Source organism: Rossellomorea oryzaecorticis (genome assembly GCF_045897515.1).
Classification (GTDB): Bacteria; Bacillota; Bacilli; order Bacillales; family Bacillaceae_B; genus Rossellomorea; species Rossellomorea enclensis.
The window spans coordinates 132,114-145,543 of sequence record NZ_JBJOSA010000001.1 but is presented as its reverse complement, the minus strand read 5'-3'; the positions used below and the strand labels follow the sequence as shown (position 1 = coordinate 145,543).

14 protein-coding genes are annotated in these 13,430 nt (G+C 47.0%); 8 read left to right on the top strand and 6 right to left on the bottom strand.

Annotated features, from left to right (window positions below; all coding sequences use genetic code 11):
- Positions 1–54: 54 nt before the first annotated feature.
- From ACKA06_RS00750 to ACKA06_RS00740, 3 genes are all read right to left on the bottom strand, one after another.
- On the bottom strand, positions 55–690 hold the full coding sequence (locus ACKA06_RS00750; protein ID WP_197670100.1) for a nitroreductase family protein: 636 nt from the start codon (positions 688–690) through the stop codon (positions 55–57).
- A 20-nt stretch (positions 691–710) separates the two neighbouring features.
- The gene (locus ACKA06_RS00745) at positions 711–1,133 is read right to left on the bottom strand and encodes a MarR family winged helix-turn-helix transcriptional regulator (protein WP_032085669.1); all 423 of its coding nucleotides are present in this window, start codon (positions 1,131–1,133) and stop codon (positions 711–713) included.
- A gap of 175 nt (positions 1,134–1,308) precedes the next feature.
- On the bottom strand, positions 1,309–1,668 hold the full coding sequence (locus ACKA06_RS00740; protein WP_411158830.1) for a winged helix-turn-helix transcriptional regulator: 360 nt from the start codon (positions 1,666–1,668) through the stop codon (positions 1,309–1,311).
- A 692-nt stretch (positions 1,669–2,360) separates the two neighbouring features.
- Between ACKA06_RS00740 and ACKA06_RS00735 the strand changes: the two genes are divergently transcribed.
- From ACKA06_RS00735 to ACKA06_RS00720, 4 genes are all read left to right on the top strand, one after another.
- The gene (locus ACKA06_RS00735; protein ID WP_197670101.1) at positions 2,361–3,557 is read left to right on the top strand and encodes an MFS transporter; all 1,197 of its coding nucleotides are present in this window, start codon (positions 2,361–2,363) and stop codon (positions 3,555–3,557) included.
- A 123-nt stretch (positions 3,558–3,680) separates the two neighbouring features.
- Positions 3,681–4,082 (top strand): hypothetical protein, encoded by a 402-nt coding sequence (locus tag ACKA06_RS00730; RefSeq protein WP_197670102.1) that lies wholly within the window; start codon positions 3,681–3,683, stop codon positions 4,080–4,082.
- Positions 4,083–4,101: 19 nt separating this feature from the next.
- Positions 4,102–4,668, top strand: a complete 567-nt coding sequence (locus tag ACKA06_RS00725; protein WP_197670103.1) for an ATP-binding protein — start codon at positions 4,102–4,104, stop codon at positions 4,666–4,668.
- On the top strand, positions 4,665–5,201 hold the full coding sequence (locus tag ACKA06_RS00720; protein WP_032085674.1) for a DUF1572 family protein: 537 nt from the start codon (positions 4,665–4,667) through the stop codon (positions 5,199–5,201). Before ACKA06_RS00725 ends, ACKA06_RS00720 begins: the two co-directional genes overlap by 4 nt.
- A gap of 38 nt (positions 5,202–5,239) precedes the next feature.
- Here ACKA06_RS00720 and ACKA06_RS00715 read toward each other — a convergent pair whose 3' ends face one another.
- Positions 5,240–7,162 carry a heavy metal translocating P-type ATPase gene (locus ACKA06_RS00715; protein ID WP_197670104.1) on the bottom strand — a complete coding sequence of 641 codons (1,923 nt, stop codon included), beginning with the start codon at positions 7,160–7,162 and terminating at the stop codon, positions 5,240–5,242.
- A 218-nt stretch (positions 7,163–7,380) separates the two neighbouring features.
- The gene (locus ACKA06_RS00710) at positions 7,381–8,565 is read right to left on the bottom strand and encodes an MFS transporter (protein WP_058298929.1); all 1,185 of its coding nucleotides are present in this window, start codon (positions 8,563–8,565) and stop codon (positions 7,381–7,383) included.
- 122 nt (positions 8,566–8,687) lie between these two features.
- On the opposite strand from ACKA06_RS00710, the gene ACKA06_RS00705 reads away from it, so the two are divergent.
- Positions 8,688–9,074, top strand: a complete 387-nt coding sequence (locus tag ACKA06_RS00705; RefSeq protein WP_197670105.1) for an OsmC family protein — start codon at positions 8,688–8,690, stop codon at positions 9,072–9,074.
- A 142-nt stretch (positions 9,075–9,216) separates the two neighbouring features.
- On the opposite strand, the gene ACKA06_RS00700 is transcribed toward ACKA06_RS00705, so the two are convergent.
- On the bottom strand, positions 9,217–9,636 hold the full coding sequence (locus tag ACKA06_RS00700; RefSeq protein WP_197670106.1) for a pyridoxamine 5'-phosphate oxidase family protein: 420 nt from the start codon (positions 9,634–9,636) through the stop codon (positions 9,217–9,219).
- Positions 9,637–9,777: 141 nt separating this feature from the next.
- Between ACKA06_RS00700 and cax the strand changes: the two genes are divergently transcribed.
- The 3 genes from cax to ACKA06_RS00685 all read left to right on the top strand — a co-directional run bounded on the left by cax (position 9,778) and on the right by ACKA06_RS00685 (position 13,367).
- Complete coding sequence (gene cax / locus ACKA06_RS00695) at positions 9,778–10,836, top strand: calcium/proton exchanger (protein WP_198258747.1); 1,059 nt, start codon at positions 9,778–9,780, stop codon at positions 10,834–10,836.
- A gap of 160 nt (positions 10,837–10,996) precedes the next feature.
- Entirely contained in the window at positions 10,997–12,313 is a 1,317-nt protein-coding gene (locus ACKA06_RS00690; protein WP_411158829.1) for a hypothetical protein, read from the top strand.
- A 238-nt stretch (positions 12,314–12,551) separates the two neighbouring features.
- Entirely contained in the window at positions 12,552–13,367 is an 816-nt protein-coding gene (locus ACKA06_RS00685) for a YfkD famly protein (RefSeq protein WP_214873084.1), read from the top strand.
- Positions 13,368–13,430 lie beyond the last annotated feature (63 nt).

The following is a 13,430-nucleotide window of genomic DNA, read 5'->3' as shown; positions in this document are numbered from 1 at the left end:
TTATAGTTATAGGGGTTAGGGGATGGGACAGTGTACCTGTCCCCTTGTCCCGGTTTATTTCCATTCTGTAATTTTTTCGACAGGCAGGCGGACGGATTTGTAGCCTGCATCGGCTGCTTTACCGATGGAGATGAGCATGACCGGATAGTAGCGGTCTTTGTCCATTCCGTAAGCTTCCGCGATTTGGTCTTTTTCGTAGCCGCCGATCGGGTTGGTGTCGTAGCCATGTGCACGGGCTGCAAGCATCAGCTGCATGGATACGAGGCCGCCGTCAATCAGGTTCATTTCCTTATATTGTCCTGCCGGCATGACATCAAGCAGGCCTTTTATCGAAGGAAGCTGGCGGTCCCTGACTTCAGCCGGCATATAGCCTTTTTCAACGGCTTCGTCATAGATCTCATCCGCGTAATCCAGGCTGTTCATGTCAACAAATACAGCGATGACAGCAGAGGAAGTCTTCACTTGCGTCTGATTGAATTTGGCGAGCGGTGCCAATGTTTCTTTCCCTTCGGCGCTGTCGATGACGAGGAAGCGCCACGGCTGCAGATTGACAGAAGAAGGAGCAAGCGTCGCCTCCTGAAGGATCTCAGTCATTTCCTCCTTGCTGATTTTGATGGATGGATCGTAATTGCGGATCGAGCGGCGTCCTGTGATGATTTCTTGAAAGTCATTGATTCTTGTTGTGTTCATGTTGAAAAAACTCCTTTATATTAGTATTGAATGTTTTTTACATTTTGCTGGATTCGCATGAGCAAATCCGACAGCATCTCTTGTTCATCCGTACTGAAGTCCTTCAGCATCTGTGAGATGAACTGTTTCTTTTCTTTGCATAGAGCAGCAATTCTTTCTCTGCCTTCATCTGTCAGGCTGACAAATGTGATCCGGTTGTCGTCCGGATTCTTTCTGCGGGATACCATTCCCTTTGCTTCGAGCTGCTTCAAATGCCGTGTGACAGCTGCATTGTCTATATTCACTTCCCGCTGCAGGGCTCGCTGGCTGATTTCATCGACTTCCATCAGCTTGTGCAGCAGATCGAGGCGTGACTGGCTGATCCCCGTGCATCGTTCGAACTTCGGGCTCAGCTGTTTATAAATATCATTAAGATGACGTAAAATCGTTTCTTCGCTGGACAAAGCATCCTCCTCCTCTGAATGATTGAGGGGTCAATCATTGATACGTCAACTAATATAATACAGGTCGTATTATGAAGTCAAAGCATCCGGTTTCCCCCCTGTAAATTTGGGCAGTTTTTACTAAAAAGAAAACACCCTGAATCCTTTCAGATCTGGGTGTTTTTTACGTTAACCATCATTCGTTTTCTCCAGAAATTACTAATACATCTTCACCTTCAGAAATCGTTTTTTCAATATGCTGCTCGCCCCATGAACAAAGCATCTGCAGGGCGGGGGCAAGGGAGTTGCCGTATTCAGTCAGTTCATATTCCACTTTCGGCGGCACCTGGTTATAGATGATGCGATTGACGACGCCGTCTGCTTCGAGTTCCCTCAGCTGCTGGGTGAGCATTTTATGCGTGATGTTCGGCATCATCCGCTTCAGCTGGCTGGTACGCAGCGTACCGTTGTCGATGAGATGGCAAAGGATGACGACTTTCCATTTACCGCCGATCACTTCAAGCGCCGCTTCCACGGGGATATTGTACTTCTTCATTAATAACCCTCCTCTAAGGATCTTTTCTTACTGTATATCATGTTCCGTGTAGTAGTATTCATTCGCTTAATTACAGTTGAAATATAACATAACCGATCATACACCGCCTAATGGACGGATTGGCGTCTTATGGGTACTCCCGGGTACCTATTGCACTTTAAAGTGCGTACTTCCCAAGGTTTACGGAAGGATGCATAATCAACTCTGTACTCTGATGGTACGACAAAACGTCGGATCATTCTATAGGGTACTTTGGGGTACCTATGGAACTCCGGGGTGCCTACAGCACTTTAAAGTGCGTAATTCCATTATGGAACCGTACCCCTCATAATGTTGGATAGGCGGGAAAGCGAAAGGCGCCTTCGTGAGTACCGGGTGTTTAGTTTAAGGGTCTTTTGCTGCTGACAGGGCAGCTTCCGTTTTTAAAGACATTTTGCTTTTTGATAATATAATTGGATTTTTGATAATAAATCACTGGTGTTTGATAATATAATCGGATTTTTGATAATAAACTGCCCGTTTTTGATAATAAATCGTTCTGATGGCCAGTGAGGGGCGGTTTTACAACTTCAAAATGGTCTTTCAAGCAATCAATTAACGAAATTCAGATCAAAATGATTCCTTTCAACTGAAATTAAATGAAAAAGTCGTTTCTCACGTCAAATTTAATCAATATAAGGAGGAATTCTCTAATGAGTTCTCATGCACATACAATGAACCACTCAAAAACAAAAGGGGGCACGCCTGCGCTGCTGGCGCTGGCGATCTCCGCTTTCGGAATCGGGACGACTGAATTCGTGCCGGTCGGACTTTTGTCATCGATCGCGGATGACTTGTCGATATCAATCACGCTCGCCGGGTTATTGATTTCCGGCTACGCAGTCGGGGTTGCAATCGGTGCCCCGGTCCTTACAGCTTTGACAAGCAAGATGAGCAGGAAGTCGCTCTTAATGTCGTTGATGATTTTGTTTATCGTCGGCAACTCGGTTTCAGCCCTTTCAACCAGTTTCGGTCTGCTTCTTGTGGCACGCTTCATCACAGCCTTTTCACACGGTATTTTTTTCTCAATCGGTTCGACGATCGCGGCAGATCTGGTCCCTGCCCATAAACGGGCAAGCGCCATCGCCTTCATGTTCACCGGACTGACTGTCGCAACCGTAACGGGAGTACCGCTTGGCACGTTCATCGGCCAGGCGTTCGGATGGAGAGCGACGTTCTGGGGAGTGGCGCTGCTCGGAGTCATCGGCATCATTGCAAGCTCGATCCTTGTACCAAAAAATCTAAAAGAAGCACCACCGGCTAAATTCAGCGAGCAATTAAAGATTTTGCGTAATGGGAAATTACTGTTGGCATTCGCCATCACGGCACTTGGTTACGGCGGTACATTCGTTGCGTTCACGTATCTGACACCGCTTTTGGAAAGTGTCACAGGTTTCAGCTCAAAATGGGTGAGCATCATCCTTCTTGTATATGGAATCGCCGTGGCAATCGGTAACGTGGTCGGAGGGAAAGCATCCGATCGAAATCCCCTTAAGGCATTATTCTGGATGTTCATCCTGCAGGCAGTCATCCTCGTGGGATTGACCTTTGCGGCCCCGTTCAAGATTGCCGGTCTGATTGCCATCTTCCTCATGGGCTTGTTTGCCTTTATGAATGTACCAGGGCTTCAGATGCTGGTCGTTGATCTGGCGGAAAAATATGTGCCGTCAGCCGTTAACGTGGCCTCTGCCCTCAATATTGCGGCATTCAATGTCGGAATCGCGATCGGATCGTTCGTCGGCGGTCTCATCGTAGACGGAATTGGACTGATCCATACACCTTGGATCGGGGCCATCATGGTGGCCGGGGCCGTCCTTCTTACGGCTTGGCTGAGAAAGCTTGAGCAATAATCAATATAAAATAAAAAACGTCCCTTGGATTAAGGGGCGTTTTTTTTCTGAAAAAGAAGCTGAAGGAGAAGTGTACATGGTAAAATAAGGATAGTCTAAACCAGAATTGGAAGGGTGCTTCAGATGAAAAAGTGGTTCCTGATTATCCTGACTATATCAATTCTTGTTTTTTGCGGTTATGTGTTTTTTTACAACGGGATCTCCAATATCGAGCGCATCGAGATTGAAACGTACAACCATAAAACAGAGGCGTATGGTCAAGAGAAAATAGTAACGGACCAGTCTTCCATCAAGACGTTCACCAAAAGTCTGAACAGAGCAAGGCATGAGAAAAATACCATCTATGAAATGGCCAATCATGAAGACTACCTGGTCACCGTCACTTATGAAGACGGCGCCACAGATGATTTCAAGGTATGGGAAAGCTCAGGACGGTATACACATATCATCAGGGCCGGGGAAGGCGATAATTTTAAAATCAGCGGTGATAAGAACAGGGAAAAGCTCATAAAACTATTGAAATAGAACGAACGGGGGAAAAAGAATGAATCGTTTCGTCATCATGACCGTCGGCAAGACCCACAGCGGGAAGTCGACGTTTGCGGATAAACTGGAAGAGCAGATGGAGAATGCCGTCGTGATCGATCAGGACCGCCACGCAGAATTCATCAAAACATATTATAGAAAGTTATTGGCGAAAGAGGGGCCGAATACAATCAAATATGCAGTCTCCAAAGCCATTGTCGATCACGCAGTCGGGCATACAGACTGTCACCTCATCATCTGCAATTCAAACCGGAACAAGGGAGGAAGGGAGGAACTGCTCGACTACTTCAAAAGCAATGGATTCAAAAGCATCCTGGTCCATTTCGATCTGCCTGATGAAATACTCGAGGAGCGTATTGCAGTGAGTACAAGGAGTAAAGTCATATTCCGGAGTGCCGCTACTTTTGAAGAAGTGCTGGCACGTCAAAATAAAGAAACTGGAATTGGCAAGGTGATAGCCCCTGATGAAGGGGAAGCGGACCGTCTATTTGTAATCAGGGATGAAGCGGAAGTGGTAAATGTCATTGGAAAGATAGTGGGAATGGTAGAAGGAGGGGCCATATGAGTCTGGGGAATGAGTATATAAGAGTCATCCTTAAACGATTTAGGAGTGTAAAACGCCTTGGGGATAAAACATTGGAACAACTATCGGAAGAGGAGACCTTCTGGACCGATAACAGTGCGTCGAACAGTGCTGCGATCATCGTAAAGCATATGAGCGGGAATATGGTTTCAAGATGGACGGATTTTTTGACTGCTGATGGTGAAAAAGACTACCGGAACAGGGACGGGGAGTTCCAGAACGATTTATCTTTAAAGTCTGAAGTGGCCATTGTGTGGGAAAAGGGCTGGCAAACCCTGATGGATGCATTAGAGGAACTCACGGAGCAAGATCTATTAAAAACGGTCACCATTCGCGGCGAGCGCCACTTGGTGTTGGATGCCATTGAAAGGCAGCTTGCCCATTATTCTTATCATGTGGGCCAGCTTGTCTATATCGGCAAACTCCTGAAAAATGAACGCTGGGAGAGCCTCAGCATTCCAAAGGGGAAATCAGAGGAGTTTTTAAGAGAAATGTTGAAGAAGCACGGTAAGTGAATAGGAAAAAAACCGCCCTCATACGAAGGCGGTTTTTATTATGATCTCAACAACCGCAGTCCATTCAGAATAACCAGGATTGTACTTCCTTCATGCCCGATGACCCCATATGGAAGGTCAAGCACCTGCAGGAAGTTGGATGCGATCAGGATCATGATGACACCGATTGAGAAGATGACGTTCTGCTGGACGATGCGCTTCATTTTTTTCGATAGTTTGATTGCTTCCGCGATTCGGGTGAGGTCGTTCTTCATCAGGACCACATCCGCAGTTTCGAGTGCGACGTCGGTTCCTTCTCCCATCGCGATGCCAACATTGGCTGTTGCGAGAGCCGGGGCGTCGTTGATTCCGTCCCCGACCATGGCGACCGTCCCAAAATGGTTTTTCAGTTTCTTTAACTCTTCCACTTTCGTTTCAGGAAGACATTCAGCGATGAAGGAGGTGACGCCTGCTTCTTTCGCGATGGCCCGGGCTGTCTTTTCGTTGTCTCCCGTCAGCATGATCGTTTCGATGCCTTCTTGTTTCAGTAATTGCAAGGCTTCGGCCGTTTCCTGACGGACGATATCCTTCAGGGCGATCAAAGCAGCAATTTGACCGTCTATGGAGGCGAAAACCGTTGTCTTTCCGTGTGATGCAAGTTCGCTGTATGCTCCGCTCTTATATGCGGCGGCCAGCTCCTTCCCGACAAATTCAGCTTTCCCGATTTTCCACTCTGATCCGTTCACTATTGCTTTAACACCCCAGCCCGATACGTCCTCGAGTGAATCCGGCTGGATGAGGTCCGCCTTCAGTTCCCTGCGGACATGGCCGGTGATGGCCTGGGCGAGCGGGTGGTTCGATTGATTTTCGATGGAAGCGATGGCGGTCATTACTTCCTTTTCGTCATATCCTTCTGCAACGAGTGTATCGGTTACAACGGGTTTCCCTTTTGTAAGCGTCCCTGTTTTATCAAACGCAATGGCTTTCAGGTTGCTGAGGTTTTCGAGATGAGCCCCGCCTTTAAAAAGGATCCCGTGCCGCGCCCCATTTGAAATCGCGGACAGGCTGGCCGGCATGATCGATGCCACCAGTGCACAAGGAGAAGCGACGACTAGCAGGACCATTGCGCGGTAAAAGGTTTCCGTCCAGCTCCATCCGAGCAGGAAGTGAGGGACGAACATCATCAGGAAGACGACGGCAAGGATCACTTTAACATAGGTGCCTTCAAAGCGTTCGATGAACAGCTGGGAAGGAGATTTCTCACTTTGTGCGGATTGCACGAGGTCGATGATTTTCTGGAACAAGGTTTCGCTGCTCGGCTTTGTCATTTCGACAGTGACAGCACCGTTGATATTGACAGTTCCTGCGAAGACTTCATCGTTTGCTTCCTTTGTCACAGGGACGGCTTCCCCGGATATGGCTGCCTCGTCGATGGACGTCGTCCCTTTTACAATCACTCCGTCAGTCGGTACGCGTTCTCCGGGCTTTATCAGGATGCGATCTCCGATATCGAGCGCAGAGACGTGGACTTTCTTTTCACCTGAGGATGTCACGAGCCAGGCTTCCTCCGGCTGCATTTCCATCAGTGCGGAGATTTCCTTCTGACTTTTGTTCATCGTATATGTTTCGAGCGCTCCTGAGACTGCGAAGATGAAGATGAGGATGGCACCCTCTGTCCAGTAGCCGATGATCGCGGAACCGACCGCGGCAAAAATCATCAGCATCTCGACATTGAGTTCCTTGTTCTCGATCGTTTCTTCAATGCCTTCCTTGGCTTTTGCAAATCCGCCGATGACGAATGCAAGCAGGTAGAAGATGACACTGAGGGTCTCACTGTCTCCTTTTGAGAAAAGCCAGCCGAGTAAGATGAACACACCGCTTATGAGGGCGGCAATCAATTCTGCGTGTGGTTTCATTTTTTCAAGGAAGTGATGTTGTTCCTTCGGTGTTCCGATTGAAAGGGCTTTGGACTGTGAGCTCATATGGTACTCCTCCTTTGATTAACTGAAAATCAGGATTCCTAATTGAGAATAATAATCAACGTCATTATCCCTATAAAACAACGAAAGCTGCCACCTGTTAGGGATGACAGCAAATCTATATGTGTTTTGAATGGACTTTTTAAAGAATCTCTTAATTTATAATTATTATAATCTGATAGTACCATATCTATATGAGAAAGAAAAGGGTTTTGTGCGGATTAATTATTTTGTGAAACTTCCCGGCGCCTGTTTTGCAGGGAGAAGACGAGCAGACTCACAAAAATTAACAGCATCATCAAGCTGATCAGATAGAAGAAGCTTGGTCCGCTGAACCATTCGATGACGATTCCGCCGATGAACGGGCCGATCATGCTTCCGAAACTGAAAAAGATGCCGCACATAATATTTCCCGCCGGAAGCAATTCCTTCGGAAGGAGATCGGTCATATAACTGATGCCGAGTGAAAAAGTCGATCCAACCGCCATACCGGCGAGTGTGAAGCAGGTGAATAAACCAATCGTCGATTCCGAGACGAAGCCTGCAGCGGTAAAGCACATAAATCCGATCAGCATGACAATCAGCAGCACGTTCTGCCTCCCGTATTTATCACTCATGACGCCGAGCGGGACCTGGGAAATGATGCTTCCGACTGCAAATGCAGGCAAGAGGATCGAGACCGCTTCAACCGAGATTCCATTCCGGAGGGCGAATACCGGGAAATTCCCGTTAAGCGATGCTTCAAGGAATCCGTAGCCGAGCGGCGGAAGTAGCGCGACCCAGGCGTATTTCAGGACCTTGCCGAAGCGCTGGAATGATCCGAGGAACGAAGCACTGCCGAGATTCTGCTGTTCAGGGAACTCATTCTTCAGCTTAAAGACGAAACTCCAGACAAGAAGGCTCAAAAGAGAAGAAATGATGAACGGAAGAGCCTGGCTGTATTCGATGAGCTGTGCCATCAGTGGGCCGACTGCAAATCCGATACCGAACGATACGCCATAGATTGAAATGTTTCTCCCGCGGTGTTCTTTTGGTGAAAAAGATGTGATCCAAGTCTGGGTGGCAAAGTGGAGCATATGGTCGCCGATCCCTATGAAGAGGCGGAGTGCAAACCAGAACCAGAATGATTTCCATAATGGAAACAGAAAGAGTGATAATGCAACGACGATTCCGCCAATGATGATCATCGGTTTGTAGCCTATTTTTTGAAGCGGTTTTTCCATGAGAGGTGAAGCAAGTAAGATTCCGATATAAAGTGCGGTGGCGTTCAGGCCGTTCAACGAAGAGGAAAGGCCGTCCTGCTCGAAAATGATGGCGATCAGCGGGAGGAGCATCCCCTGTGAAAAGCCCGAAATCGCCACGATGGCCACAAGCACCCGGAAGCGGAATGAAAGTGATTGATTCATCTGCAAAACTCCTAAACTAGAGATTTTTCCTTATTAGATGGTACCCCGGAATCGATTGTTTGGCAATGGGGCGGGGTATGGAGTAAAATTTAGAGAAATGATGAATGAGGAAGGTGTACTAAATGGAATTCAATATGCAAGAAGGCGGTTTTTATACAGATTTAGGTTTCGGGAAGCTGGAGGTATCGGGCAATGAAGAATACGGATTCCGCCCATTCCAGCTGCTCGTATCATCAGTAGCGGTCTGCAGCGGAGGCGTCCTTCGCAAGGTACTTGAGAAAATGCGCATCGATTTCGAGGATATCCATATCAAAGCGGATGTCGTAAGAAATGAAGACGAAGCGAACCGGGTGGAAGAAATCTCTCTTCACTTCATGATCAAGGGAGAAAACCTCGATGAGAAAAAAATCGAAAAAGCCATGAAGCTTACGCGTAAAAACTGCTCCATGGTCCAATCCGTCCAGGACTCAATCAAAATTGAAGAAACGTTTGAACTGGTTTCAAAGTAAAGCCGTGCAAGCAGCGAAAAACGGGCCTTCGAAGGGAAAGTTACCCTTTGACGGCCCGTTTTTTTGTTTCAACTATAAGAATAGGTGGAATATGGTTGATAGGCTGAAAGAGCGCTCTGTCGTGTATTGCATCGAGCAGAGGCTAAAGCGTCAATTCCTGCGGTTCTTTCCCCGGTTTTTCATAGTAAAGGATGGTGACGGGGTTGAGTTTTAAAAGGAGATATTCAGGATCCTCCGGACTTGCGATCCAGTGCTTAAGCTCTTCCGACCAGAATTTCTTCTTGAGTTCTGCAGATTCTTCAACGGATGCTTCTGCTTCGATTTCTACATAATGTTCATGAGTTGAATCACGGTCGTAGCCGAGAAGGATATGGACATTCGGGTTCTGTGCGATATCCTCAGCTTTATGGGCATGCTCATTTGTGGCGGTATAGAGAGTAAGATCATCATGATTGAACATCATAAAGCGTGAATATGGTTTATTGTCGCGGATAGTGGCCAGTGTCCCGATTTTATGGTGGGAAAATAATTCAGTTACTTTATCTTTCAGAGTGTTCGTCATAAGATTGCCTCCTTATAAAAGTTCTATCTATTAATGTGTCTTTTCATAGTGGTTTCATGAGTTTCTTCGCAAAAAAAATAATACATTCCATACACTAGTAAGGGATCTTACAAATAATAAACAGGAAAAGAGGACTGTACCGTGAATAAAATCTTTTTAATCCTTGTATTGGCCGGTGTTCCGATATCCGTCATCGGAAGCCTGCTTCACTGGCCGACCGTGATGATGTTCGTCATTTACTGCCTGACGATTGTCGCGCTCGCAGGTTTCATGGGCAGAGCGACGGAGAGTCTTGCTGTGATATCTGGTCCGCGAATCGGCGGGCTGCTGAATGCCACATTCGGGAATGCGGTTGAACTCATCATTTCTATTTTTGCATTAAAAGCAGGACTAATCGGTGTCGTTCTCGCTTCATTGACGGGATCTGTACTCGGCAATCTCCTGTTGGTGGCGGGACTTTCATTCTTCGTGGGTGGAATCAAATTCAAGCGGCAGAAATTCAATGTGTTTGATGCACGCCATAACTCAGGGCTCCTGATGTTTGCGGTCATTGTAGCATTCGTCATACCGGAAGTGTTCGCACAGGAAATGAATGAACGTGCCACGATGGTGATGAGTGTCGGGGTGGCAGGGATCCTGATTGCCCTTTATCTGTTCGCCCTTTTCTTCAAGCTCGTCACGCACCGCGGTGTTTATCAGCATGGAGAGGTTGGGGACAAGAATACTCATGAAGAAGAGCCGGAATGGAGCAAGGGGAAAGCCATTCTCATTCTCGCAGTGTCGACAGCGGCCGTTGCGTATGTGTCAGAAAGCCTCGTCCATACATTTGAAGAAGTAGGGGAAGCGTTCGGCTGGAGCGAGCTGTTCATCGGGGTCATCATCGTCGCGATTGTAGGGAATGCGGCAGAGCACGCATCAGCGGTCATCATGGCCTATAAGAACAAGATGGACGTGGCTGTGGAAATTGCGGTCGGGTCAACCCTTCAGGTTGCCATGTTCGTCGCACCGGTGCTCGTTTTCGCCTCCTTGTTATTTGAAACAAACATGCCGCTTGTCTTTACCCTTCCGGAGCTGGTCGCAATGGTATCGGCCGTCCTCGTCACGATTATCATCTCGAATGACGGGGAGACGAACTGGTTTGAAGGACTGACCTTGCTGGCAGCGTACTTTATTATGGGAATCGGGTTTTACTTGTTGTAATGGTGGTCGTTCTAAAATGATTAAAAGGTCAGAGAAGCTCTGATCTTTTTGTTTTGTAGGCGTACGGACTATTTTCCTGCAGTTTAAACCAATTGGACGAACCGCCACCTTTATGCTGAATAATATAAGACAAGAGTCTGTGTAAAGGAATGAATTGTGAGTGAGAACAATCAAAATGAAAAAGATAAAAGTGGTACCAAAGAAAGATGAACATTGTAAAATCACCCCCCCTCCCAAAGGGTGCGGGTTTTTTCCCACCGGCCCATGTGAGAATCCGGTACTGCGCCTTGATGTTATCGTATCAGTCAGCTGTGAGGGAATCATAAGCGGGAGGATACTTTGTGATTTCAGGCCTCTAAAGGGCATCACGGTCAATTTGACATCCTCTTTCCCGGGACTGGTGTTTGAAAATCCGAATCCGGTAACGGACAGCAGCGGCAAGTTTTCTACTCAGGTAACGGTTGTTCCGGGAACGCCGGTCACATCGGATGTAGTCATCACTGCTACTGCACAGGTGGGGGATCTCATACTGATGGATCAAATCGTAATCCGGGTCGATTGCATCAAATGCATCAATCCCCTGCTGACACTCAGTCCTATACCGGATACCGTCAGCTGCAGGGGAACACAGCTGACAGGAAAGCTTATATGTGACGGTGTTCCGATTTCAGGAGCTCTTATAACGTTCATGATTCAGCCGGCGATAAATAAGGTGATTGCTGCACCAAATCCAGCGCTTACTTCAGTGGATGGCACCTATAAAGCGATACTTGTCCCTTTCCCGGATGTGGATGAAACAATCACAATCATCGCGAAATCAGTGATTGGCGGACAACAGGTGTCCGTTTCAAGGCAAGTCACCGTGCGCTGTTTAAAATGTAAGAATCTCTCCATCACATTGAACCCTATGAAGATAAACAAAATCAATTGTCGTGCCGCAATTTCAGGAATATTATCATGTGACGGACAGCCGCTGGCTAACAGGACCGTGACATTGACAGGTTCTCCGTTCCTACAATTCCTGCCGTCTAATCCTGTGGCGGATGAAGAAGGGATCTTCACTTTTGTCGTAGCCGTAAGTGCTGGGACGCCTTTTCAGCCGGCATCTATAAAGGCCAGCGCCATGGTGGATGGGAAACTCGCTTCTGCCACTGTTAATGTGACGGCTGGCTGTAAACCTCCAAGGCCGGTTATGACCCTTGAACTTCCAAACAGTACCGTGACTGAAAAAGGTGCGGAAATTTCGGGGCAGCTGACTTTGGAGGGTTTCCCGCTCAAGTACATCGAGGTGGAACTGAGATCTTCTGAAAATCAAGGGATTATTAAAGAGAGCCATGTCAAGACGGATGAAAAAGGACGTTTCACAGCTAGGATTCAGCCTCAGCCAGGTATGAAGGGTACCGTTAGAGTGAAGGCAATTGCCTCTGTCGGCAAAAAGAAGAAGTCAGTCAAAGGAAAAATCCAGATCGATGCGTAAAAAACAGCGGTACCCATATAGGGAACCGCTGCTTCTTTGGGAAAATAGAAAATTATGAAAAACTGCCAGCATTCCAAGATGTCTGACAACCCTCCAGGTGACCTCATTATAAAATAATTATCGAATTTTGTAAATATTCTTTCAGTTATAAGATTTTATTTTTCCGTGGATAAGCTCCTGCAACATAGAAAAAACTAAAGGCAAACCCTTAAGTTTAAGTTGAAAGGAGTCTACACAAATGAAAATAATGCGTACAGTTCTTATGTTCATTCTCGCATTTCTTGTAGTATCTGCCGGTACCCATGCTGAAAAAAGTCCCGCTCCGCGAAAAGACGCGGACTCCGGGAAAGTCACCATACCTAATTCAGTCCTGGATATCGCGAAAGAAAACACATACCCGAATTCAACACAGGATCAGCCGTATCTTCAGCCAAGCGAATTTACCCAGGAGCTTCTGGATACCGCAAATGTTAAAATTGAAAACCCTAACCTAATCCGAATTTTGAATGAATCTTCCATCAATAAAGCACCTACCATCGGATTGCGTGCGACCATCTATTTAGGGGAATGGCCGCTCAATTATGCTTCAACCGAGACATCCCCGAACTGGGAATACCAGAAAATCAACACGAATTACTATGATAACCGCGGCGGAAAAGGCAACTATCAAATTCACTACGTTCAAGAAGCGCAAAAAGTAGTAAAAGGCGGGCTGACAGCGAAAGTCCCTCATGCTGATGACGTGGAAAAAATGATGATGATCAAAGCCATGGACAACTCCCAGCTTCCACTTGCGTTCCAGACAATCGTAGGTGCAGGTACGAAAAAGAATCAGGTCTATAATATTTCGCCAAAACGCCTGGGTTATCTATACGCATATGCCCCGGCAATCAACGAAAAAGGAAAAGTGACCTACGGAGAAGTGTATCTGCAGATGAAAGGCACCAAACGTTCTGTAGTCGTCAAAAATGTCACTTCCCAAGGGGTAGGAGCCTGGATCCCTATTCAGGACCATGTACATTTCGGATTTATGGCAAGCGAAGTACCGCGATAAAAGAGAAGGCCCGTCCCTCCATAAAAGGATGGGTTTTCTTATGATCATGTTTAAATGGTGTCG